The organism is Oceanisphaera submarina (assembly GCF_046521305.1).
Lineage (GTDB): Bacteria > Pseudomonadota > Gammaproteobacteria > Enterobacterales > Aeromonadaceae > Oceanimonas > Oceanimonas submarina.
On sequence record NZ_JBKGFN010000011.1, the window covers coordinates 93,302 to 117,077 of the forward strand.

The window sequence follows — 23,776 nt, forward strand, 5'->3', positions numbered from 1 at the left end:
TAGGCTACACCCCATACGCTCGATAAAAACGCGTTTAACTCGAACAAAATATCACCGCGAAAGGTCAACAGACCCTAGAGTTCGGCCCCACACGGGGTTTTATCTTCCATCATCATTATTGGCCAAACATGATTACTAAACTTTTCACCATGATAATCGGTAGCCGTAACGACAGAACGCTCAAGCGGCTACGTAAAGTTGTAAACGAAATCAATGCGATGGAGCCGAAATTCGAGGCGCTGTCCGATTCCGAACTACAGGCCAAGACCGTCGAGTTCCGCAGCCGGCTGGAGCAGGGCGAAACACTGGAGCAGCTGTTGCCGGAAGCCTTCGCCACGGTACGAGAAGCCTCTCGCCGGGTGTTCGAGATGCGTCACTTCGATGTGCAGCTGATCGGCGGCATGGTGTTGCACAACAATCAGATCGCCGAAATGAAGACCGGCGAGGGCAAGACCCTGACCGGCACCCTGCCGGTTTACCTGAATGCTCTGACCGGACGCGGTGTTCACGTGGTGACGGTGAACGATTATCTGGCCCGCCGCGATGCGGAAGCCAACCGACCCCTGTTCGAGTTTTTGGGGCTGACCGTAGACTGTAACCTGCCGGGCATGGATTCGGCACAAAAGCACGCCGCCTATGCAGCCGACATTACCTACGGCACCAACAACGAGTTCGGTTTCGACTATCTGCGCGACAACATGGCGTTCTCGCCCCAGCAGCGGGTACAGCGGCCGCTGTATTATGCGCTGGTGGATGAAGTGGATTCGGTGCTGATCGACGAGGCCCGTACCCCGCTGATTATCTCGGGTCCGGCAGAAGACAGCTCCGAACTCTATATCCGCATCAATACCCTGATCCCCAAGTTGATCAAGCAGGACAAGGAAGACACCGAAGAGTACACGGGTGACGGCCACTACACGGTGGACGAGAAGAACAAGCAGGCGCTGCTGACCGAAAATGGCCAGATTTTCGTGGAAGAGGAATTGAAGCGCATGGGGCTGCTGCAAGAGGAGGACTCGCTGTTCTCTGCCGGCAACATCACCCTGCTGGCCCACGTCAACGCCGGCCTGCGCGCCCATACCCTGTTCGAACGCAACGTCGATTACATAGTGCAGGACAACGAGGTGATCATCGTCGACGAGCACACCGGCCGTACCATGCCGGGGCGTCGCTGGTCCGAGGGCCTGCATCAGGCGGTGGAAGCCAAGGAAGGGGCGAAAATTCAGAACGAAAACCAGACCCTGGCTTCCATTACCTTCCAGAATTTCTTCCGTCTGTACGACAAGCTGGCGGGCATGACCGGCACCGCCGATACCGAAGCCTTCGAGTTTCAGCATATCTACGGTCTGGACACGGTGGTTATCCCCACCAATCAGCCGATGGTGCGCAAGGACATGGGTGATCTGGTCTATCTGACCGCTCCCGAGAAATACCAGGCTATTGTTGCGGATATCAAGGACTGTGTGGAGCGGGGCCAGCCGGTACTGGTCGGTACCGTCTCCATCGAAAACTCCGAGTTGCTGTCGGGTATCCTAAAGCAAGAAGGCATAGCGCACCGGGTGTTGAACGCCAAATTCCACGCCAGCGAGGCGGAAATTATTGCCGAAGCGGGTCAGTCCGGCGTTGTCACCATCGCCACCAACATGGCCGGTCGCGGTACCGATATCGTACTCGGTGGCAACTGGCAGGCCGAAATCGAAGCGCTGGATACTCCGAGTGCCGAACAGGTTACTGCCGTCAAGGCCGCATGGAAACAGCGCCACGACGCGGTGATTGCCGCCGGTGGTCTGCATATCATAGGTACCGAGCGCCATGAGTCCCGCCGTATCGACAACCAGCTGCGTGGCCGGGCCGGTCGTCAGGGGGATCCGGGCTCCAGCCGTTTCTATCTGTCGATGGAAGATGCCCTGATGCGTATCTTCGCCTCCGACCGGGTGACCGGCATGATGAAGAAACTGGGCATGGAAGAAGGCGAGGCCATCGAGCATCCCTGGGTGAGCCGCGCCATCGAAAACGCCCAGCGCAAGGTGGAAACCCGCAACTTCGATATCCGTAAGAACCTGCTGGAATTCGATGACGTGGCCAATGATCAGCGCAAGGTGGTGTACGAGCAGCGCAACGAACTGCTCGACTCGGGGGATATCAGCGACACCATCGCCGTGATCCGTGAAGACGTCCTGAACGGTATTATCGATGAGTACATTCCACCCCAGTCACTGGAAGAGATGTGGGACGTGCCAGGGCTGGAACAGCGACTGCAGGCCGACTTCGGGCTGGAAGTGCCGGTTGGTGCCTGGCTGAAAGAAAACGAAAAGCTGCACGACGAGCAGTTGCGCGAGCAGATCCTGGAAGCCGCCGCCAGGGCCTATGCGGACAAGGAAGAAGTGGTGGGCGCCGAGGTGTTGCGCCAGTTCGAGACCTCCGTGATGCTGCAGACCCTGGATACCCTGTGGAAAGAGCATCTGGCGGCGATGGATCATCTGCGCCAGGGTATTCATCTGCGTGGTTATGCCCAGAAGAACCCCAAGCAGGAATACAAGCGTGAATCCTACGAGCTGTTTACCCAACTGCTGGACAATCTCAAGCGGGAAGTGGTCAGTATCCTGAGCCGGGTGCGGGTGCAGAGTCAGGAAGAAGTGGAAGCGGCAGAAGCGAAACGGCGCGAGGCGGCGGAAAGCCTGCCCCAGAGTTACAGTCATGCGGTGGCAGACAGCCTGCTGGAAGAGGAAGGTGCGGCTTCCTCTTCCGGCGGTGAGTCGGCGCCCTTCGTGCGCGAAGGTCAGAAGGTAGGACGTAACGATCCCTGTCCCTGTGGCTCGGGCAAGAAATACAAACAGTGTCACGGTAAGTTGAGCTGAACGGATTATTGCCAGACATCAAAACCGCCCTTAGGGGCGGTTTTTTTATGCGGGAGTTTCGCCGTATCGAGGGGCATCTCACACTGACTCTGTTGTCAATGACTTTCCAGTCGTACTCATTCAGCTTAAGTTGCATTCATTTAATTGAATTTTCGTATTAAATATCGTTTACAATATTATTGTTTATTTGCGACATTTTTTTTTGCGTCTGGAGTGCCTCTATGCATAATAATTTGACCTTGAAGGCGGTCATACGCCTGGTGTTTCTGGTGGTCTTGGCGTTGGCGCTGGCTTTGGGAGGTGCACTCTATCTGTTGCTGCAATCTCAGAAGGGAGTGAACCAGACTCAGGAAACGCGTTACCGGTATTTCAATTCCGCCAATATGCTGCGGCTAAGCTCCAACGAAATGTCGGCCCATATCCGCAGCTATGTAGCCACGGGCAATCGAGACAAACTTAACGCCTACCAACGGGTGCTGGCGATTACCGAAGGGCGGGCACCGTGGGCCGACGGCCGTAGCCTGTCTAATCAGGACATGTTGGCCGAGATGGAACTGATGCCGGCCGAACTCAAACAGCTGGAGCTGGGGCACCAGGCTACTTTGACAATGATCAAGCTGGAACAGGAAGCGATTGCCCTGATGAACGCCGGGAGGCAGGACGAAGCCAGAGATCGGGTGCTGGCGCCTCAGTATGACAAAGCAGGGAAAGATCTGAATGAATCGGTGAATACCTTTGTTTCACTGTTGCTCGCTCGTCAGGCGGAACAGATTAATGCTGCCCAACAACGCAATCATCTGATGGTGGTGCTGATGGTGTCACTGGTGGTTTTGTTGGTCGGGCTCAGCCTGCTGCTGGGCTGGACTCTCAAGCGAATGGTGCTGCAGCCGCTGGGGGCCGAGCCGAGCGAGATGGAGCGAGTGGCATCCCGCATTGCCGATGGTGATTTGAGCCTGAAGTTTGGCTCCAATACCCAGGGGGTTTATGCCAAGCTGCACCATATGACCGACAAGCTGCGCGAGCTTATCGGTCATATTCATCATTCCAGCACCAGCCTGTCGGCGGCGGCGGAAGAAACCTCGGCGGTGTCGTTGCAGACCAGCGCGAACCTGAGCCGCCAACAGCAGGATACGGATCAGGTGGCCGCAGCCATCAACGAGATGTCGGCGACGGTGCAGGAGGTGTCCCAGAACACCAGCCTGGCGGCGTCCTCGGCTCGTTCGGCCAACGAAGCGGCGGAGCAGGGTAAAAAGGTGGTACAGCAGACGGTGTCTTCCATCAGTCGACTGGCGGATGACGTCGCCTCCACCGGTCTGGTGGTACAGTCGCTGGCCGACAGCAGTACCCAGATAAGTTCTGTGGTACAGGTGATACAGGAGATTGCCGACAGAACTAATCTGCTGGCGCTGAATGCCGCCATCGAGGCGGCGCGTGCCGGAGAGCAGGGGCGGGGTTTTGCGGTGGTCGCCTCCGAAGTGCGCAATCTGGCGGAGCAGACGCAGCAGTCTTCGCAGGAAATAGTGTCCACCATCGCCAAGTTGCAGGCCGATGCGGAACAGGCCATGTCCGCCATGGCGGGCGGTCGTCAGCAGGCAGAGCTGACCGTGAGCCAGGCCCGGGAGGCCGAGCAGGCGCTGGAACTGATCGGCGCGGCGGTACAGACCATTCACGATATGAATACCCAGATTGCGACCGCGGTGGAAGAACAGGCGACCGTGACCGAAGATATCAGTCGTAATCTCACCGGCATTCACGAAATGGGTGGCGAAACGGCCGCCGGCGCCGAGCAGACTGCCAGCGCCAGCCGTGAGTTGTCCGAACTGGCAGCCGGGCTGCAACAGCTGGTACAGGGCTTCAGGCTGGAGTCGGAAGCTCCGGGCCACCGGCGCTGATCCGGCGCCGAATGTCGCAAGGTGCTGATGTTTTAGGTTTATTATTTTCGAGCACATAACCCAAGGCCCGGCCGCTGTCGATCAGCGGCCGGGCCTTGTTCCTTGTGGGTCTGCTCAGTATACTGCCGTCTCTCAAAACACGAGGTGTGTTCATGTTAAAGCTGTTGCGGCTGTTCTTGCTGGCCCTGGCCATGGTTGTTGTTTTCGTACTTGGTTCCCTGGTGTGCCTGCTGCGTCCCCGTCACCCCAATAACGTCCACCTGCTGGGGCGTTTGTTTAACAAGGCCTGTCCGCTGGTGGGACTCAAGGTACGGTTTCGGGGTTATGAGCATGTCAAGGATCTGCATTCGGCGGTGTATATCGCCAACCATCAGAGCAACTGGGATATCATCGCCTTGCCCGGTGCCGTGATGCCGCGTACCGTGGCCATCGGCAAGAACAGCCTGTTCTGGATACCCTTGTTCGGCCAGTTGTTCTGGCTGAGTGGCAACTTGCTGATTAACCGTGAGAACAAGGCCAAGGCCGCCAGTACCATAGGTACAGTGGTCGACAAGATTCGCCAGCGCAACATGTCGATCTGGATGTTTCCCGAAGGGACCCGCAGCAAGGGCAAGGGGTTGTTGCCGTTCAAGACCGGCGCCTTTCATATTGCCCTGCAGGCCGGTGTACCCATAGTTCCCATCGCCTGCTCCAGCTATTTCGGTCAGGTTGACCTGAACCGCTGGGACAACGGTGAGCTGATCGTCGAAATTATGCCACCGATTGCGATCGAGGGTTATGCGCCTAATCAAATCAGAGACTTGCTCAAGCACAGCCGTCAGCTGATTGCCGAACGTATTACCGAGCTGGACAGTGAAGTCCGTCGTCCCTAATTCCGTTATCCGGCCAAGGAGCCACCCATGACTGAACAGCAAGACTGGCGGGAAGAAACCCGTGAAATCATAACCTCCCTGCTGGAAGACGGCAGTAACCCGGATGTGGAATACACCATAGAGCATCATTTTTCCGGTCAGGACTTCAGCCGGCTCGAAAAAGCCGCGGTCGATTGCTTCAAGGCCGAATTCGAGGTGACCGATGCAGAAGAGCTGACTCTGGAGCGAGGCCAGACCATACTGTGTTTTGATGCGGTCAAGGAAGGTCCCCTGACCGAGGAGGCCATCATGGCGCAGATTGAACAGTTGCTGCCGATCGCCCGGAAATACGGCATCGAATACGATGGTTGGGGCACCTACTTCGAAGAATAATACCCAGTACTTCAAAGAGTCATAGCTGGCCCAGGGGCAGTATCAGGGTGATTTCACAATCATGATGCCCGGTGCTGCCCAGTCGTTCGCAGGGCGCGAATCCCAGTTTTTGATACAGTGCCAGCGCCTCGGGCAATAGCGCCGTGGTTTCCAGGTAACAGTATCTATATCCCAGCAGGCGTGCCTGCTGCAATACATGCAGCGCCAGCCTGCGGCCTAGTCCCATCCCCCTGGCAGATGCTGCCAGATACATTTTCTGCAGTTCGCACACGCCATCGTAACCGGCCATCGGGCCCAGGCCGCCGCCGCCGAGCAAGCCCCCGGCGTTATCTTCCAGCACCCAGTAGCCGGCTCCCTTTTGCCGGTATGCCTCACTCAGTCTGTCCAGGCCGGGGTCGGCCACACTGAACCCTTTATCGGCGGTCAGGCCATATTCCGCCGATACCACCCGGATCAATGCCGCCAACGGCGCGTTGTGGTGGTGTTCGAGCAAGATTATCCGTTCGGGAGCCGGGCCCCCTTCAACTGCTTCTACTCCGTTTTCAGGCGCGTTAATCATGGCGTTCTCCTCTTCTGCCGACGAGACCATAACCGCTGCTACCGTGGATGCAACGCTTTTTTTCTCCGCTATGCTTAGCTCAGAGGTGACGCGATATGAATAAAAAAAGCAGACGTTGGTGGTGGCTGTTGCCACTGGTGTTGTTACCGCTGTTGATGCTGGGTTGGAGCGAACTGCAGGCAAAACTGGGTCGACACCTGTTGTCGGATCCTCCCGAGCTGGTGGTAGAGGCGTTGCCACCGGGTTACGATCCAGCCGCGCCAAGGCCCGTTTATGACGGGCCTCATGCTGCCCGGGTGCAGCTGGATTTATCCGTCTTTGATTTTCCTGTCAGCCCCGGGCAAACCGGCCCGGTGGATTTCTCGCTCGGCCCGCTGCAGTATCCCTTTGCCTGCAATACCGAAGAGGTCGGACTGGGCCAGCCGTTGGTGGATAACCAGCAAGGCATCGGCACTCCAGTGTACGCTGAGCTCGACGGCATGAAGGACAAGAGCCGGCTGCTCGGTCATAGCAAGGACTGTCTGTTGCAGACCCGGGTCGACTATTTCTACAAGGTGGAGGGACGGGACGATTATTACCTCTGGCCCGAGAGCGGAGAGCCGTCAGATCTGGCCTGGCTGGATTGGCAGGGCAGCACCATTCCCTTCGTGCTTAGGGTGGAGCGGGGCACCATTAATCGCTTTATTTATGTGATCGCCATGCTGGCCGACCCTATGGCGCCGGTGACCGATACCCGGAGTCCTTATTGGAACAACAAACTCATCTATCACTTCAAGGGCGGCGTGGGTATCGGCAAGCGTCAGGGCAAGATGAGCCTGGGGAGGGTCGCCTCACGCCTGACCAAACAATTGGCTGAGGGTTACGCCCTGGCGGGCTCCGGCGGCAACGTGACCAGCAATCATTACAACATGTGGCTGGCGGCCAACACCGCCGAGATGGTCAAGGCCCAGTTTGTGGCCCGCTATGGCAAGCCGGACTACACGGTCGGCATCGGTGGCTCCGGCGGCGCGGTGCAGCAGTATCTGATCGCCCAGAATAAACCGGGAATGCTCGATGCCATTATTCCCCAATACAGTTATCCGGACATGATCACCCAGAGTATCTGGGCGCTGGACTGTGAACTGCTGGAGTATTATTTCGATGTCACGGCACGGGACAATCGACGCTGGCAGGTGCAGGAAAACCGGGGCCAGGTGATGGGCGTGGCGGCGAGCAGCGATGTGGAGCACGAGTTCAAGAAGTATTATCGCTGGGCCCGGGTCGCCGGCCTGGGGCTGACCTTGCCGGCCCTGCCGCCGGGGGCCACAGAGTGCTCGAAGAGCTGGCGCGGGCTGGCGCCGCTGACCAACAACCCCCGCTACTTTCATCGGATGCATCACTATGCGCCGGCCGTGGCCAGGGCCGATCGCTTCAGTCACTGGCACGATCTGGCCGCGTTCTACGGGGTGGGAGAAGACGGTTTTGCCCACCGCACCCATGATAACGTCGGGGTCCAGTATGGCCTGGAGGCGCTGAAACTGGGGCAGATCAACATGGCCGAATTTCTCCACCTCAACGCCAACATCGGCAGTTGGAAGGCATCGAAGGACATGGCGCAAGAGAGGCTGTGGGTGCTGACCGGAGACGACAGCCTGGCGGATGTATCCATCTGGAGTGACCATAATATGCAGAAGACGCCGGGCCGTCCGGTGCCGTTGCGGGTGTTTGAGCGCAATCAGGTCGACTTGATCAAGACGGCACCCCGCAGCCGGGGGCACGACGGCGCCATGGCGGCGGCCTATTATTCCGGTCATGTTTTTCTCGGCAACATCGACATTCCGGTGATCGACCTGCGTCACTATCTGGATAGCCAGCTCGACATGCACCACTCCTATGCGACCCTGTCATCCTGGTTGCGTATCAGCCAGGCCCGGGGGCAGGCGGACAACATGGTTATCTGGCAAAGCGGCAAACCCTATGATCCCAGCGATCGTGCCTTTGTGCTGCTCGACGAATGGCTGGCCACGGGCCGACGCCCGGCGGCGGCAAAAGACGCCTGCTGGACCGACAAGGGAGAATTGATCGCCGAGGGCAGCGGGGTCTGGAACGGTCCCTGGCGAGGTGATGCCGACATGGGTACCTGCCTGGAGCACTATCCGGCCTACCGGTCACCGCGCAATGCCGCCGGCAGCCCGCTGACCGGTAACCTGTTCAAGTGCGCACGGGTGCCGGTGGCCGAGGCGGTGGCACAGGGCTTCTATCATCCCCAGGAGGTAGAGCCCTACAGCGCCATGCTGGAAGCGGTGTTTCCCGATGGCGTATGCGACTATCGACAGGGAGATATGGCGCGACCTGCGGATGCCGAGTTGGGTCTGACTCCCGTGCTATAGTGGCGCAAACAGGAGTCAAGGAGCGCTCAAAATGTACCATCGGTACGATCCGCATGTTCTGCTGTGGGATGAATACAAGTATCGTCACGACCACATCTGGCAAAAGCTGTTTCAGATCACCATCGCCGTGGTGTTGTTGGGGGCGGTACCTTATCTCAAACCCGAGATTACCCAGGTGCTGAAAGGCTGGATCCTGATAGCACCTCTGCTTGGCACCGTGCTGTCGTTGATCACCCTGGTGCTGATGCACTTCGAACTGATGCTGTTTGCCAAGATAGCCTCCGCCCATCGCAGCCACCAGGAAAGGCAGGGGTTGATCAAGCACAGCCGGCATAACTATTTTCGTTATCTGGTCATGACCTATGTCGGCTTTCTGCTGCTGGTCAGTATCGCCAATGTCGCCGTGGTTCGCTTGTTGTGGCTGGGCCCGGTCGCCTGAATCCTCCCGCCGAGTCACCCCGGAAACAGGGCGACAGTGTCAGGCACAAGCCGGTTTCGAGGACGAGCCGTTTGCGAGTAAAGTGGTTACACTAAAAGTGTATATATGTGGAGAACATTCACCTGAGCGAGGTAACCATGAAGACGTACAACGGCAAAATAATGGTAGTGGGGCTTACGGCAGTCCTGCTGCTTGGGTTGTCTGCCTGCAGCAACATGTCGGATCGGGATCGTAATACCGCCATCGGCGCCGGTGCCGGCGGCGTGGCGGGCTCTGTGCTCACCGGCGGCAGCACCATGGGCACCATAGGCGGCGCCGTGGTCGGCGGTGTCATCGGTAACCAGGTCGATAAAGACAAGAAATAACAATGCTATGAGCCAAAACGGAAGGCCTGGTCTTCCGTTTTAATAGGCGGCCTCACCCAGGTAGCTACCCGACATGATTTCTTTCCTCCTTCCAGTCCTTGATGCCATCCAGCTCATCATAAAATCCGAGTGTGCCCAGAAACAGATCTTCACCAAAACCGGAGCCCTGGTCATGCCATCGTTACGAATATGGCGATGAGCATCGAGCGGGCTTGTGTTCATGTCGGTGGCCTCTGTTGCCGCCGTATCGGCCTGTAGTCAGAGCTTCTTTTTGGCCTTGCTCCAGGGTAAAAGTCGCCGGCAGAAGACGCCATTTTTTCGGTCGGTGACCTGCTGTGGCATCGAATGGTTTGGAGTATCCAGAAGCTTGTTTTTACTCTACTCTGTAAGTTCCAGCAACCAAAGGATTGGTTTGAATCCGCTTTATGACATCATGTTAAATGCCTGGATCAGGGAGAATATTTTATGTTCACCAGTACAAAGCTAAAGCGAGAGCTGCTGCAGAGCCAGGAGCAAAATCAACAACTGCTGACACTGCAGCGGGCCATCCGAGAGCATGTAGCGGTTATTGAGTTTACGCCCGAAGGCGAGATTCTGGATGCCAATGAAGACTTCCTGCAGGCGGTGGGATATTCATTGGAGGAAGTAAAGGGAAAGCATCATCGCATGTTTTGCGAAGCCGAGCTGGTGGAGTCTTCTGGATATCGGATCTTCTGGCAGCGACTTCGTGAGGGGGAGCACCAGGAAGGCACCTTTCTCAGAGTCACCCGGGATGGCCGCAAGGTTTGGCTGCAGGCGACTTACTTTCCCGTGCAGGATGAGTCTGGCCGGGTTTTAAAAATATTGAAAATTGCCAGTGATATTACCGAAAAACAGCATCAGCTTAACCGTCAGCAAGCGGTGCTGGCTGCACTGGATCGTTCTATGGCGGTGATTGAGTTTTCGATGGATGGCACCGTACTCACCGCCAATGAGAATTTCCTGTCACTGATGGGATACCGCCTCCAGCAGGTGGTGGATCAGCATCATCGTCTGTTTTGTGATGACGATTTCTACCGGGAACATCCAGACTTCTGGGAAGAATTGTCGGCCTGCGAGCACAAGTCCGGCCGCTTTCGGCGCCTTGACGCCAATGGGCAGGAAATCTGGCTGGAGGCAACCTACAATCCCATTCTTGATGAACTGGGGCGGGTGGAGCGGGTGGTCAAGTTTGCCAGCAACATCACCCGGCGAGTACAACAGTCCCGCAGAAACCAGCTGGCATCGGAGCAGGCCTGTGATATAGCGGTAAAAACCTCCCAAATTGTAGAGCAGGGTAATACAACCCTGCAGGCTTCGGTACATCTATCGACCCGGGTCTCCAAGGATCTGGAGCAGGCTATGGAAGTTATCAACCAGCTGAATGAGCAGGCTCGTAATATCGAAGATATAGTCGCTACTATTAGCAGTGTGGCGGAGCAGACCAATTTGCTGGCCTTGAATGCGGCGATTGAGGCGGCGCGAGCCGGTGAAATGGGACGGGGCTTTGCGGTGGTTGCCGACGAAGTCAGGCAGCTGGCCGGGCGCACCAGCAAGGCAACAACGGAAATCGGTCAGGTGGTGCAACAAAACCGTGAACTGACGGCAAAGGTATCGGCGGCAATCATAGACGTTACCGGTGTGGCTGAGCAGGGTAAACAGCAGGCTCAGAAAGTGGAAACTTTCATGCACGAGATACACGAAGGCGCCGTAGCGGTGCAGCAAACGATGGCAGTACTGTCGTGAGTACGATGCAAACATAGCGCACCCCGAATCCGAGACATGGTACATGTCGGTGCTTTTGTGTGATGATTAATTTGGAGTACAGATGGGCTATGTGCTCCGGCTGTTTGGCCCTTGGTCTGGGTTGTTTCATCGGTCAGACCAGCTCGGCAGAGACCATGACTCAAAACGGAAGGCTTGGCCAAGCCTTCCGTTTTAATAGGCGGACTCCCCCAGGTAGTTACCCGGCGGGTAGTAGTTGCACACCAGAATCATGTTGTTGCTACAGACAGAGATAGCGCAGCCCAGCTCCCGGGTGGCGGGCCAGATCATCTGGGTATAGTGCCCTACTCTGGGGGCCAGGCTGCGGCTCAGCGGTTGGCCGTTATAATCCCGCTTTTCTTCTTCCCAGGCCTTGACGCCATCCAGCTCGTCATAGAATCCCAGGGTTCCCATAAACAGGTTTTCACCGAAGCCGGATCCCTGGCTGTGCTCTATGTCGCAGCGCCCGGCTAATACCCGGGCCCAGCGCTCGGCCTGGGCGCTGGCGGCTGCGGACCAGCGCAACGGCGGTGTACCTACCTCGGCCCGTACCCGGTTATGGTAAGCCAGCAGTCCTTGCCGTTCATCGACCGAGAGCGAACCGGTCACCGTCCCGCTGCTCACCGGCCGCATGGTGGCGTCGGGCAAGCCGGTCCCATAATCGGGCAGGCGACCGGACTCGACACCGGGTCCGTAGCAGCCCTGCAGCAGGCTCAGGCCCGCGAGGGTCATCGTCTTCTTCATTTGTCACCCCTTTCCGTGATGGCTTCCCTTAAGAATGGCATAAATCCCCGCTTGTTCCGTCGCGTCGACCCATGGTCGACGGCAACCTTCAGGATCCGGTGAGCTGGATGCACCCTGGGCTCCCGCCTTATATAGTGAATAACAGGCTGGCTGCAGTTTTTTTTGTTTTATCTATGGGGGGGACTGACCAATGTTTAGCCCGATAACAGGCGGATGCTTGTGTGGTCATGTCCGCTACCGCATTGACTGTGCCCCGCTCGATGCAGGATATTGCCATTGCCGATGCTGCCAGAAATCAAGCGGGGCGCCGGTGTTAGCCTGGCTTACCGTGGTGGCGAAGGGGGTTTCCTATACAGGGGGGCGCCGTCGGTATATAGGTCGAGTCGGAGTCATCATCGCGAGTTTTTCCCCCATTGCGGCACCCAGTTGATGTTTCGCCGCAGCATGACACCCGAAACCATCGATGTGACGCTGGCTTCCCTCGACGATCCTTCGGTTATCGCTCCCCAATACCATATCTGGATGCAGAGCAAGATAGACTGGTTGCGGATAGACGATACCCTTCCGTGTTTTGATGATGGGGGCCCGGCTGCCAGCCCGGACGGCTGCTAGAGTTAAAGTCATCGAGTCGGGCGCCCTGGCCTTGGTCGTGCCAGACATCGCCAGTCAATCAGAGAGACCCTGAACACATGATACAGAACAACAACTACACCATCAGGACCATGACCCGGCCGGAAATCGACATCGCCATCGACTGGGCGGCGGCGGAAGGATGGAATCCCGGTTTGCACGATGCCGACTGCTTTCATGCCGCCGATCCCCATGGCTTCCTGATCGGCCTGCTGGGGAATGAACCCATTGCGGTAATTTCGGTGGTGAAATATGGCGGCTCTTTCGGCTTCCTTGGCTTTTACATCGTCAAGCCCGGCTTTCGTGGCCAGGGTTACGGCATACAGATATGGAATGCCGGCCTGGCGTATCTGGGGGGCCGTGATATCGGCCTCGATGGGGTGGTCGCCCAGCAGGCCAACTACAACAAGTCCGGCTTTACCCTGGCTTACAGCAATGTCCGCTATCAGGGGAGCGGTGGTGGGGAATATCCGGCCCATGCGGGAATAGTGCCGCTGGCTTCAATGTCCTTTGCCGATATATGTGCCTACGATACCCCGTTTTTCCCTGAGCCTCGCCTGCAATTTCTGCGCTGCTGGCTTAACCAGCCCGGGAGTTCGGCCCTGGGCATACGGCAGGATGGCAAGCTGGCCGGCTACGGGGTCGTGCGTCAATGCCGTAGCGGCTACAAGATAGGTCCCCTGTTTGCCGATAGCGCAGAGTTGGCCGAGCCCTTGCTCCTGGCGTTGAAGTCCCGTGTCCCCGAAGGGGAGCCCCTGTTCCTGGATACGCCGGCGGTGAACCGGGCGGCGGTCGAGCTGGCCCAGCGGCACCAGATGAGCATATCTTTCGAGACGGCCCGCATGTACCGGGGCCAGAGTCCCGATCTCCCCATCGAGCGGCTGTTCGGCGTGACCAGCTTCGAGCTGGGATGAGCCAGATTAAAGTCAGTGAAGCCGTGCGCCACTTATACCAGTTACATTAATCGCCTGAGCAAGACTTTGGCCTGCTAACACCGTCGCCTCCCACGACACGTTACGGACAGCGAGTGTCATTCGTCTGAAGCGGATCGGCGGAGCCCGAGATTGGTATGACAGTCAAAAAGATCGAATGTTTAATGCGATGATGACCCAAAGAAAAAGCCAGCCTCTTCAGGCTGGCTTCTTGGTCTGACTCGGCGAGTCGTCTTACAGGCTGGCGATTTGCTCGTGTTGTTGCTGCAACTTGGCCAGTGTCGCTTTGTAGTCGGCCAGTTTTTCCTGCTCCTTGGCGACTACATCGGCGGGCGCCTTGGCGACGAAGCCGGCGTTGTTCAGCTTGCCTTCCAGCCGCTTGATTTCACCGGATACCTTGCCCAGCTCCTTCTGCAGTCGGGCCAGCTCGGCGTCTTTGTCGATAAGGCCTGCCATCGGCAGCAGCAGCTCGGTGTCGCCGATCAACTGTTTGCTGGAGGTCGGGGCCGCTTCATCTGCCGCCAGCTGGGTGATGGCATCCAGCTTGGCCATGGCCTTGAGGAAGGCATCGTTGTCGGTGGCGCGGCGGGCGTCGTCGGTCGTTGGGCGCAGCAGTACCGACAGGGCCTGACTGGGCGGAATGTTCATCTCGGCCCGCAGGTGGCGGATGGACACGATAAAGCGCTTCACCCATTCCAGATCCGCCATGGCCTGTGCATCTTCCTGGGTTGCATCCACTTGTGGGTAGGCGGCCAGCATGATGCTATCGCCGCTGCGGCCGGCCAGCGGAGCCACCCGTTGCCAGATCTCTTCGGTGATGAAAGGCATTATGGGGTGCGCCAGACGCAGCAGGGTTTCCAGCACCTCGATCAGCGTCTTGCGGGTGGCCCGCTGCTCGGCTTGTGAGCCATGCCACAACACCGGCTTGGTCAGCTCCAGATACCAGTCGCAGAACTGGTTCCAGATAAACTCGTACAACGCATTGGCAGCCCGGTCGAAGCGGTAGCTGTCGAGTGCATCGCGTACGTCCTTGATGGTGACCTGCAGCTGAGCCTGGATCCAGCGATCCGCCAGCGAGAACTTGAGCTCGCCGCCATTCAGGCCGCAGTCCTGCTCTTCGGTGTTCATCAGCACGTAGCGCGAGGCATTCCACAGCTTGTTGCAGAAGCTACGGTAGCCGTCCAGGCGTGTCATGTCCCAGTTGATGTCGCGACCGGTCGAGGCCATCGCCGCCAGGGTAAAGCGCAGGGCGTCGGTGCCGTGCGCCTCGATGCCGTCGGCAAATTCCTTGCGGGTGTCCTTCTCGATTTTGGCGGCCAGCTTGGGCTGCATCATGTTACCGGTGCGCTTGGTGACCAGAGACTCCAGATCGATGCCGTCAATCATGTCCAGCGGATCCAGCACATTGCCCTTGGATTTGGACATCTTGTCGCCGTTTTCGTCACGGATCAGACCGGTGACATAGACCGTCTTGAAGGGCACCTGAGGCTTGCCGTTTTCATCTTTGATGAAGTGCATGGTCATCATGATCATGCGCGCCACCCAGAAAAAGATGATATCGAAGCCGGTGACCAGCACGCTGGACGGATGGAAGGTCGCCAGCTCCGGGGTTTTCTCGGGCCAGCCCAGGGTAGAGAAGGTCCACAACGCCGAGCTGAACCAGGTGTCGAGTACGTCTTCGTCCTGGCTGAGTGCCACGTCGGCACCCAGCTTGTAGTTGGCGCGCACTTCGGCCTCGTCACGCCCCACATATACCTTGCCGTCGGCGTCGTACCAGGCGGGAATCCGGTGGCCCCACCACAGCTGGCGCGAGATGCACCAGTCCTGGACGTCGCGCATCCAGGAGAAATACATGTTTTCGTACTGCTTGGGCACAAACTCGATGTCACCGTCTTCCACCGCCTGGGTGGCGACCTTGGCCAGGGGGCCGGCGCGCACATACCACTGGTCGGTCAGCATAGGTTCTATCACCACGCCGCCCCGGTCGCCGTAAGGCACGGTCAGGTCGTGATCCTTGACGCCGTCGAGCAGACCCAGTTCATCCAGGGCTGCCACAATGGCGTTGCGGGCCTCATAGCGCTCCATGCCCTGGAACCGGGCCGGCAACTCGGCGGAATAAGCGGTGCTGGGTTCCCCCTTGGTGGTAAAGACTTCGGCTTCGGTACGAATATCGGCGTTCAGGGTCAGCACGTTGATCAGCGGCAGCTGGTGGCGCTTGCCGACCTCGGCATCGTTGAAGTCGTGGGCCGGGGTGATTTTCACACAGCCGGTGCCCTTTTCCATGTCGGCATGCTCGTCGCCGACGATGGGAATGCGACGGTTGACCAGCGGCAGCAGGATGAAGTTGCCGATCAGATCCTTATAGCGGGGATCTTCCGGGTTCACCGCCACGGCGGTGTCACCCAGCATGGTTTCGGGACGGGTGGTGGCCACCACCAGGTAGTCTTTGCCGTCGGCGGTTTTGACACCGTCGGCCAGCGGATAGCGGAAGTTCCACATGTGACCTTTGACGTCACGGTTTTCCACTTCCAGATCCGAGATGGCGGTGTGCAGCTTGGGGTCCCAGTTCACCAGGCGCTTGCCGCGGTAGATGAGGTCGTCTTCATACAGCTGCACGAAGACTTCCTTCACCGCGTTGGACAAGCCCTCATCCATGGTGAAGCGCTCGCGTTCCCAGTCGACCGAGGCGCCCAGACGGCGCAGCTGTTTGGTGATGGTGCCGCCGGACTCTTTCTTCCAGTCCCAGATCTTGTCGATGAAGGCATCGCGACCGTAATCGTGACGGTTTTTGCCTTCTTCGGCGGCGATCTTGCGTTCAACTACCATCTGGGTGGCGATACCAGCGTGGTCGGTACCGACCTGCCACAGAGTATTTTTGCCCTGCATGCGCTGGTAGCGGATCAGGGTATCCATGATGGTGTCTTGAAAAGCATGCCCCATGTGCAGGCTACCGGTCACGTTGGGCGGCGGTATCATGATGCTGTAGGGGTCTTTGCTGGTGTCGCCGTGGGCCTTGAAGTAGCCCCTGTTTTCCCATTGCTGGTACAGGGCCTGCTCTATGGCGTTGGGATTAAAGGTTTTTTCCATGATGTTATTCGTCTTGAGTTTGGGATGGTACAGGGGCGGTCGTGAGTTCAAAACCGGCCTGACGATAGGCTTTGAAGCGTTCCCGAGCCTGTTGCTTGCCCTCGTCATCGGAGGGTACGAAGTCAATCAACTGCTTGAAACGCCGGGCAAAGGGCGGCGCCTCGGGCGCCAGGTTGATCAGCACGGCGCGGCCGCTGTGCGGCGCCTGCCAGCCGATGATAACCGGCGCACCCTGGCGGGGGCCTTCGCCCTGAAGGTTGTGCGCCACGAAGCCGTCGGGGGGCTGTTGCCACAGTCGTTCATCCAGCGCCTCGGCCTGAGCCTGGTCGCGGGCATGAATAAAGACGCCCAGCCCCTGGCGGTAACAGTCGGTGGTCAGTTGACACACCAATTGCTCCTGTAGCTCGGGGCCGGAAGAGTCCGGCAGCAGATAAAAACAGCCCTGGCTCATGCTCACTCTTCGATGTTGTTGACGCCGGCCCGGTTCAGCAGAAACTGGGTCAGCAGCGGCACCGGACGGCCGGTGGCGCCTTTGTTCTTGCCGCTGTTCCAGGCGGTGCCTGCCACGTCCAGGTGAGCCCAGTTGTACTTCTTGGTGAAGCGACTGAGGAAACAGGCGGCGGTAATGGCGCCTGCCGGACGGCCACCTATGTTGGCCATGTCGGCGAAGGGGCTTTCCAGCTGCTCATTATACTCGTCGCTCATCGGCAGACGCCAGGCGCGATCGCCGGCCTGTTCCGAGGCATTGAGCAACTCGTGGGCCAGCGGGTTATGGTTGGCCATCAAGCCGGAGGTATGATGGCCCAGGGCGATGATGCAGGCACCGGTGAGGGTAGCCACATCGACCACCACTTCCGGCTCGAACCGCTCGACGAAGGTCAGTGAATCGCACAGCACCAGTCGGCCTTCGGCATCGGTGTTGAGTACTTCGATAGTCTGGCCTGACATACTGGTGAGAATATCACCCGGGCGGTAGGCATTGCCGTCGGGCATGTTTTCACAACCGGCGATAATGGCCACCACGTTCACCGGCAGCTGCAGTTCGGCCAGCGCATGCATGGTGCCCAGTACCGAGGCCGCACCGCCCATGTCGTATTTCATCTCGTCCATGCCGTCGGCAGGCTTGAGCGAAATGCCGCCCGCATCGAATGTCAGGCCCTTGCCCACCAGGGCGAGGGGGCGAGCGTCGGGATCCGGGTGCCCCTTGTATTCGATCACCGACATCATGGCTTCGTTGTGGGAACCTCGGGCCACGGCCAGATAGGCATTCATGCCCAGCTCGGCCATTTCTTCCTCACCGATCACCCGGGTGCTGATATTATCCCAGGCGTCGGCTAGTTGGCGGGCCTGAGAAGCCAGATAGGCGGGGTTACACACGTTGGGCGGCATATTGGCCACATCGCGGCACACCTTGACGCCCTTGGCCACGGCCAGGCCGTGCTGGATGGCTCGCTCGCCTATGGTCAGCTCCCGTCGTGTGGGCACGTTGAATACCAGCTTGCGCAGCGGACGACGCGGCTCGGCCTTGTTGGTCTTGAACTGGTCGAAGGTATAGAGACTGGCCTTGGTGGTTTCCACCGCCTGGCGTACTTTCCAGTAGGTGTCGCGCCCCTTGACGTGCAGCTCGGTCAGAAAGCAGACGGCTTCCATCGAGCCGGTGTCATTCAGGGTGCTGATGGTGTTGCGAATGATCTGCTTGTACTGGCGTTCGTCGAGCTCTCGCTCCTTGCCACAACCGACCAGTAATACCCGCTCGCTCAGTACGCCGGGTACCTGGTGCAGCAGCAGCATCTGGCCGGCCTTGCCTTCCAGGTCACCACGGCGCAGCAGGGAACTCAGGTAACCGTCGCTGATTTTATCCAGCTGTTCGGCGACCGGAGACAGACGGCGGGGTTCAAATACGCCAACCACGATACAGGCACTGCGCTGTTTCTCGGGGCTACCACTTTTAACACTGAACTCCATGGATTCTCCTACAGCTTGAAGACAATGAGCGTCAGATCAACGATAATGGTGTCCATCGCTAAAAGACGCCGAACTTCGCGTACTTAATATGCGAAAATCGTAATTTTACGCTTATTCTTAAGCGTTTCCATTAAAAAGACAAGTTTACACTGGGATTAACGGTGATTGCATTCCGCTATTTGTTTTGGGAAACCCTGAAGACACAGCTGGCCGTGTTGTTCGTGCTGTTGTTGATCTTCGTCAGCCAGAATTTTATCGAGGTGTTGGGCGAGGCCGCCAGCGGCAAGATACCCGGAGCCCTGGTCGGTAAGTTGCTGCTGCTGAACCTGCCGGATATGGCTACCCTGATGCTGCCGATCAGCCTCTTTATCGGCATTCTGTTTGCGCACGGCAGGCTCTATGCCGAGAGCGAGATGACGGTGATGCGGGCGGTGGGCATAGGGCCGGGCAAAATCATGCATACTACCCTGATGCTGGCCCTGTTCTGGACCGGGGTGGCTTTGTTTAACTCGCTCTGGCTCAATCCCTGGTCCAAGGGCCAGGTCTATCAGCTGCTGGAGGAGGTGAAGGCCGATCCGGGCTTTGCGGTACTGCGTGAAGCACGCTTCATGAGCCTGGACGGAGGCCGCATCGTGGCCTACGTGGAAGAGCTGGAGGCCGAAGATGAGGGGAACCGCCTTAATCGGCTGTTTGTGGTGCAGCGGGGCCAGGCCCAGCAGGCTCCCAGCATAGTGGTGGCCGATGGTGGCCGGCTGCACGAGCGCAGTGGCGGTCAGTGGCTGACGCTCGATCAGGGCCGTCGCTACAGCGGAACCCCCGGCAGCAGGGAGTTTGACGTGGCCGAGTTCGACGAATACAGCGCCTATATTCGCGCCTCCGAGGTCGGTGAAGCCGAACGTAAAGAAGCGTCGACCAGTAGTGTGGCCCTCTGGCAGTCGGACGAACTGATGGACAGGGTAGAGTTACAGTGGCGACTGGTGTTGCCATTGTCGATGCTGGTGTTGACTCTGGCGGTAGTGCCGCTGGCGGTGGTAAACCCTCGTCAGGGACGTTATGCCAAGTTGCTGCCGGCCATTCTGCTGTATCTGGCCTATTTCCTGTTGCAAAGCGCCTCCCGTTCTGCGGTTGAAGGAGGCGAGCTGCCGGTGTTGCCCGGCCTCTATACGGTGCCACTGCTGTTCTTGCTGCTGGTGACAGTGCCGCTCAATCTGCTGGAAACGGCCTGGTGGAACCGGACCCGGGAACAATTCAAACGGAACAAGGCGGCCTGATGCTGACAATTCTCGATCGTTACATCGGCCGTACCGTGCTGATGTCCATCCTTTTGTGTGAACTGACGCTGGTGGGGTTGTCCGCCATTATTCGCTATGTGGAACAGCTGCGCAGCGTGGGCGAGGGCAGCTATACCCTGCTGACGGCGTTTTATTATGTGCTGCTGTCGATGCCCAAGGAAATTGTGCTGTTCTTTCCCATTGCTGCCCTGCTGGGGGGCTTGATCGGGCTGGGCCAGCTGGCCAGCAGCAGTGAACTGGTGGTGATGCAGTCTTCAGGCAGCTCTCGTTTCAATATAGTTACCAGTGCCCTTAAAACGGCCTTGCCGCTGATGCTGATCATCATGTTGATTGGTGAATATGCGGTGCCGGCCACCAAGCTGGCGGCAGACGATCTGCGGACCGAGTCCCGCTCCAATGGGCAGGTGGTGCTGTCGGTCAACGGCGTCTGGGCCAAGGACAACGAATCCTATATCAATATCGGACAGGCCCGGCGTGATGGCACCCTGAACAACATTACCCTCTATTACTTCGACGATGACATGCAGCTCAGCCGTATCACCCAGGCGGCCAGTGCCGAATACCGGGATCAGCAATGGCAGCTGAGCAATGTGACCGACACCCAGTTCACCCCCGGTGTATCCATCGAGACCGGACAGGAAGCCAGCCGAATCTGGCACTCCAGCCTGACCCCGGAAAAACTGGGGGTGGTGGCCATAGATCCGGACGAATTGTCGATGCGTGGCCTGTGGGAATACCGGGGCTATCTGAAAGATAACGGTCAGGACAGCAGCCTCTATGAACTGGCATTCTGGCGTAAGGCGCTGCAGCCGGTGATGGTGATTGCCATGATGTTGCTGGCCTCCTCCTTCGTGTTTGGCGCCCTGCGCAGCGTGACCATGGGAGCCCGCTTGTTGCTGGGTATTCTGTTTGGTTTCGGCTTTTATGTGGCCAACGAGGTCTTCGGTCCCATCAGCCTGGTCTATGAGGTGCCGCCGGTGCTGGGTGCCCTGGGCCCCAGCGGGCTGTTTATCGGCGTGGCGCTGTTCCTGCTTAATCGCAGGGCCTGAAAGTGGTGATTAGGGAGTGGGGAGTGGATGAATCCCGAGCCCCCAGTCCCGAATCCCGGTTACTGTTTATCCAGCAACCGCTTGTTCTGTTCTTTGCTCAGCACCACCATTTCGCAGTCGGCGATTTTATCCTGCAGCGCCAGCCTGGTGCGCGGATTCAGCCAGATCCAGACGTTGCCAAGCCCCAACAGGGCCGTAGCGGCGCGGATAATACACTGGGACAGTCTCAGGCGGCTGCCGTCGGTGTTCTGCACTCGCAGGCGCCAGGCACGCATACCTATGGTCTGGCCGCTGGTACGCCAGAACCAGCAATAAAAGCCAAGGGCCACCGTCAGCAGGCACAGTTGGTACAGTCGGTTGGCGCTGAGCAGCTCGGCGGTGTCCTGATAGGAGCCCAGCGTTATCCAGCCCTGGCTCAGGGCCAGCGCGGTCAGGCCGAAGAAGATAAACCCGGCCACCATCAGCAGTGATATCACCACCAGTAAATCATAAAGCCAGGCCCCCAGTCGCCGCATTACCCCAGCTCTGGGCAGCCCCGTATAAGAATTCACCAACATTATCCGCCGTTCACTGAAAAGTTGCCGTATTCTATCAAAAGCAGTGGCTCGGGGTAATCGCCATCCGGGTGTATGATTAATGCGCAGTCATCACGGCCGGTGTCATAATCTGCTTGCGGGGGGCGGAGGGATACGTATAATGCAAACCGCTCACCTAGGTGACGCTATCAAGTGGCAGTGTGATGGAATTGGTAGACATGAGTGATTCAAAATCACTTGCCTTCGGGCGTGCCGGTTCGAGTCCGGCCTCTGCTACCACTTGATAATCAAAACCACCCTCGAGGTGGTTTTTTGCTTTCTGGCTGTCGGCTTTCCCGCTCGATGCTTCTCAGAATGCCCTGTTTTTTGCTCCTTCGTATAGAGTGTATCCCCATGTTAAAACCCGGCCTGCTGGTTACCGTCTCCGTTCATAGCCTTACCGAGAAAGGAGATGGCATCGCCACTCTGGAAGGACGCCCCTTGTATATCGAAGGCGCCTTGCCCGACGAGCAGGTTGAGGTACAGCTGAACCTGGTCAAGCCCAATTTCTGTCAGGGTACTCTGGTACGGGTATTGCGCCCCTCGGCAGCTCGTCGTGAGGACTTTTGCCGTTATACCGCCTGTGGCGGCTGTCAGCTGCGGGTGATGAGTGACCAGGCCCAACTCGAACTGAAGCGCCAGTTGCTGGTCGATGTCTTGCAGGCGAGAGGGCTGGGCTGTCCGGTGGCGAATACCCTGGGTATGAATGAACCCTTCCATTATCGCAACAAGGCCCAGTATGCGGTAAAGCCCGGATCTGAAATCGGCTTTTATGCCAAGCACAGCCATCAGCTGGTGGAGGTCGACGAGTGTCGGGTACAGGCGCCGGCCACCACCGAGGTGGTGCAGCGGGTCAGAGCCTGGATGCGCCGCTGCACGGTGTCGGCCTATAACGAGATCACTCACAGCGGCAGCGTTCGCCATATCATGGTGCGTGACGGCATTCACAGCGGTGAACTGATGGTGGTGCTGGTGGTGGCCGAAGCTCCCTCGAATGAGGCGTTGGTCCAGCTGGTGGGCGAGTTCGAGTCCGTTGTCGGACTGGTCAGCCTGATGCTGAATATCAATGCCGCCATTGGCAATCGGGTGCTGGGGCCGGAAAGCCGGCTGCTGTGGGGTAAAGAGTTGATCGTCGATAGCCTGGACGGACTGGAGTTTGCCATTTCTCCGTTGTCTTTCTATCAGGTCAACCCCCGCCAGACCGAGGTGCTGTACCGGGAGGCGATGCGACTGGCCAACCTGCAGGGTCATGAGACGGTGTTTGACCTTTACTGCGGTATCGGCACCATCAGCCTGTTTATGGCCCGTCATGCCAGACAGGTGATCGGCATCGAGCTGGTGCCCGAGGCCATTGTCGACGCGCGCGCCAATGCCGAGCTGAACGGCATCACCAATATCGAATTCCATCAGGGGGCGGCAGAGCAGCTGGTGCCCCGGCTGTATGCCGAGGGTGTGACCGCCGATGTGGTGGTGGTGGACCCGCCGCGCAAGGGCTGTGATACGGCGTTGCTGGCGACTCTGGCCGAGATGCAGCCCGATCGACTGGTGTATGTTTCCTGCAACCCCAAGACACTGGCCCGGGACCTGGCCTGGTTGTGTGAGCATGGCTTCACGCTGGAGCAGGCCACGCCGGTGGACATGTTTCCCCATACCATGCATGTGGAAACGGTGGCGCTGCTGACCCGGGTGTAGAGCAAATAAGATATTGCAATCAACCTTAATGATAATTATTATCAATTTCGTGTTTGGAGGGAGGAAATCCCATGGTGTTGTTATTGGTATCGGCTTGGTTGTTGTTGCTGTGGTGGGTACCGAATTCGGCACTTACCCTGTGGCTTAGTGCAGGTTTTGCCCTGTTTGCGCTGCTGCTGGCGGTGCCCTCGGTCAGCCGTCACTGGTACTGGTTGCCTGTCGGCGGACTGGCCGGTTTGGGAGTGGTGCTGTTGCCGGCTTTCGGTGGGTGAAAATAGCCGGTCTCGTCAGGCAGGACCGGC

General features: G+C 58.2%; 21 protein-coding genes and 1 tRNA gene. 16 read left to right on the forward strand and 6 right to left on the reverse strand.

The genetic code is table 11. From position 1 onward, the window contains the following. Positions 1-128: 128 nt before the first annotated feature. From secA to rraB, 4 genes are all read left to right on the forward strand, one after another. Positions 129-2,858, forward strand: a complete 2,730-nt coding sequence (gene secA / locus ACLEIV_RS11850; RefSeq protein WP_410456851.1) for a preprotein translocase subunit SecA — start codon at positions 129-131, stop codon at positions 2,856-2,858. A 221-nt stretch (positions 2,859-3,079) separates the two neighbouring features. Next, positions 3,080-4,750, forward strand: a complete 1,671-nt coding sequence (locus ACLEIV_RS11855; RefSeq protein WP_410456852.1) for a methyl-accepting chemotaxis protein — start codon at positions 3,080-3,082, stop codon at positions 4,748-4,750. 152 nt (positions 4,751-4,902) lie between these two features. Beyond that, on the forward strand, positions 4,903-5,622 hold the full coding sequence (locus ACLEIV_RS11860; protein WP_410456853.1) for a 1-acylglycerol-3-phosphate O-acyltransferase: 720 nt from the start codon (positions 4,903-4,905) through the stop codon (positions 5,620-5,622). 27 nt (positions 5,623-5,649) lie between these two features. Beyond that, a complete protein-coding gene (gene rraB / locus ACLEIV_RS11865; RefSeq protein ID WP_410456854.1) occupies positions 5,650-5,994 on the forward strand; it encodes a ribonuclease E inhibitor RraB in 345 nt (114 codons plus the stop codon). A 19-nt stretch (positions 5,995-6,013) separates the two neighbouring features. Here rraB and ACLEIV_RS11870 read toward each other — a convergent pair whose 3' ends face one another. Next, complete coding sequence (locus ACLEIV_RS11870) at positions 6,014-6,553, reverse strand: GNAT family N-acetyltransferase (protein ID WP_410456855.1); 540 nt, start codon at positions 6,551-6,553, stop codon at positions 6,014-6,016. A gap of 95 nt (positions 6,554-6,648) precedes the next feature. On the opposite strand from ACLEIV_RS11870, the gene ACLEIV_RS11875 reads away from it, so the two are divergent. The 4 genes from ACLEIV_RS11875 to ACLEIV_RS11890 all read left to right on the forward strand — a co-directional run bounded on the left by ACLEIV_RS11875 (position 6,649) and on the right by ACLEIV_RS11890 (position 11,490). Beyond that, positions 6,649-8,922 (forward strand): DUF6351 family protein, encoded by a 2,274-nt coding sequence (locus ACLEIV_RS11875; RefSeq protein ID WP_410456856.1) that lies wholly within the window; start codon positions 6,649-6,651, stop codon positions 8,920-8,922. A 31-nt stretch (positions 8,923-8,953) separates the two neighbouring features. After that, positions 8,954-9,361, forward strand: a complete 408-nt coding sequence (locus ACLEIV_RS11880; protein ID WP_410456857.1) for a hypothetical protein — start codon at positions 8,954-8,956, stop codon at positions 9,359-9,361. Between the two features lie 137 nt (positions 9,362-9,498). Then, positions 9,499-9,726 carry a glycine zipper 2TM domain-containing protein gene (locus tag ACLEIV_RS11885; RefSeq protein WP_410456858.1) on the forward strand — a complete coding sequence of 76 codons (228 nt, stop codon included), beginning with the start codon at positions 9,499-9,501 and terminating at the stop codon, positions 9,724-9,726. Positions 9,727-10,191: 465 nt separating this feature from the next. Further along, complete coding sequence (locus ACLEIV_RS11890; protein WP_410456859.1) at positions 10,192-11,490, forward strand: methyl-accepting chemotaxis protein; 1,299 nt, start codon at positions 10,192-10,194, stop codon at positions 11,488-11,490. A gap of 192 nt (positions 11,491-11,682) precedes the next feature. On the opposite strand, the gene ACLEIV_RS11895 is transcribed toward ACLEIV_RS11890, so the two are convergent. After that, entirely contained in the window at positions 11,683-12,252 is a 570-nt protein-coding gene (locus tag ACLEIV_RS11895) for a CAP domain-containing protein (RefSeq protein ID WP_410456860.1), read from the reverse strand. A 190-nt stretch (positions 12,253-12,442) separates the two neighbouring features. Here ACLEIV_RS11895 and ACLEIV_RS16880 point away from each other — a divergent pair, with 190 nt between their 5' ends. The 3 genes from ACLEIV_RS16880 (at position 12,443) to ACLEIV_RS11905 (ending at position 13,796) form a co-directional block, all read left to right on the forward strand. After that, complete coding sequence (locus ACLEIV_RS16880; protein ID WP_477529389.1) at positions 12,443-12,682, forward strand: GFA family protein; 240 nt, start codon at positions 12,443-12,445, stop codon at positions 12,680-12,682. Beyond that, positions 12,571-12,864 carry a GFA family protein gene (locus tag ACLEIV_RS11900; protein ID WP_477529390.1) on the forward strand — a complete coding sequence of 98 codons (294 nt, stop codon included), beginning with the start codon at positions 12,571-12,573 and terminating at the stop codon, positions 12,862-12,864. Before ACLEIV_RS16880 ends, ACLEIV_RS11900 begins: the two co-directional genes overlap by 112 nt. A 77-nt stretch (positions 12,865-12,941) precedes the next feature. Then, positions 12,942-13,796: a GNAT family N-acetyltransferase gene (locus ACLEIV_RS11905; protein WP_410456861.1), complete on the forward strand. Its 855-nt coding sequence runs from the start codon at positions 12,942-12,944 to the stop codon at positions 13,794-13,796. A 252-nt stretch (positions 13,797-14,048) separates the two neighbouring features. Here the strand turns inward: ACLEIV_RS11905 and ACLEIV_RS11910 are convergent, their stop codons facing one another. The 3 genes from ACLEIV_RS11910 to pepA are packed head-to-tail and all read right to left on the reverse strand — an operon-like array spanning position 14,049 to position 18,866. Continuing rightward, positions 14,049-16,901 carry a valine--tRNA ligase gene (locus ACLEIV_RS11910; RefSeq protein WP_410456862.1) on the reverse strand — a complete coding sequence of 951 codons (2,853 nt, stop codon included), beginning with the start codon at positions 16,899-16,901 and terminating at the stop codon, positions 14,049-14,051. Positions 16,902-16,905: 4 nt separating this feature from the next. Next, on the reverse strand, positions 16,906-17,352 hold the full coding sequence (locus tag ACLEIV_RS11915; RefSeq protein ID WP_410456863.1) for a DNA polymerase III subunit chi: 447 nt from the start codon (positions 17,350-17,352) through the stop codon (positions 16,906-16,908). A gap of 2 nt (positions 17,353-17,354) precedes the next feature. After that, positions 17,355-18,866, reverse strand: a complete 1,512-nt coding sequence (pepA, locus tag ACLEIV_RS11920; protein WP_410456864.1) for a leucyl aminopeptidase — start codon at positions 18,864-18,866, stop codon at positions 17,355-17,357. A gap of 161 nt (positions 18,867-19,027) precedes the next feature. Here pepA and lptF point away from each other — a divergent pair, with 161 nt between their 5' ends. After that, positions 19,028-20,137 carry an LPS export ABC transporter permease LptF gene (lptF, locus tag ACLEIV_RS11925; RefSeq protein WP_410456865.1) on the forward strand — a complete coding sequence of 370 codons (1,110 nt, stop codon included), beginning with the start codon at positions 19,028-19,030 and terminating at the stop codon, positions 20,135-20,137. Further along, positions 20,137-21,207 (forward strand): LPS export ABC transporter permease LptG, encoded by a 1,071-nt coding sequence (lptG, locus tag ACLEIV_RS11930; protein WP_410456866.1) that lies wholly within the window; start codon positions 20,137-20,139, stop codon positions 21,205-21,207. The genes lptF and lptG overlap by 1 nt, the downstream gene beginning before the upstream one ends. Positions 21,208-21,266: 59 nt before the next feature. On the opposite strand, the gene ACLEIV_RS11935 is transcribed toward lptG, so the two are convergent. Further along, positions 21,267-21,764 carry an RDD family protein gene (locus ACLEIV_RS11935; protein WP_410456867.1) on the reverse strand — a complete coding sequence of 166 codons (498 nt, stop codon included), beginning with the start codon at positions 21,762-21,764 and terminating at the stop codon, positions 21,267-21,269. A gap of 173 nt (positions 21,765-21,937) precedes the next feature. On the opposite strand from ACLEIV_RS11935, the gene ACLEIV_RS11940 reads away from it, so the two are divergent. The 3 genes from ACLEIV_RS11940 to ACLEIV_RS11950 all read left to right on the forward strand — a co-directional run bounded on the left by ACLEIV_RS11940 (position 21,938) and on the right by ACLEIV_RS11950 (position 23,746). Further along, positions 21,938-22,022 (forward strand) — tRNA-Leu (locus tag ACLEIV_RS11940). A 114-nt stretch (positions 22,023-22,136) separates the two neighbouring features. Next, positions 22,137-23,474 carry a 23S rRNA (uracil(1939)-C(5))-methyltransferase RlmD gene (gene rlmD, locus ACLEIV_RS11945; protein WP_410456868.1) on the forward strand — a complete coding sequence of 446 codons (1,338 nt, stop codon included), beginning with the start codon at positions 22,137-22,139 and terminating at the stop codon, positions 23,472-23,474. A 71-nt stretch (positions 23,475-23,545) separates the two neighbouring features. Beyond that, complete coding sequence (locus ACLEIV_RS11950; protein ID WP_410456869.1) at positions 23,546-23,746, forward strand: hypothetical protein; 201 nt, start codon at positions 23,546-23,548, stop codon at positions 23,744-23,746. The last annotated feature ends 30 nt before the right edge of the window (positions 23,747-23,776 follow it).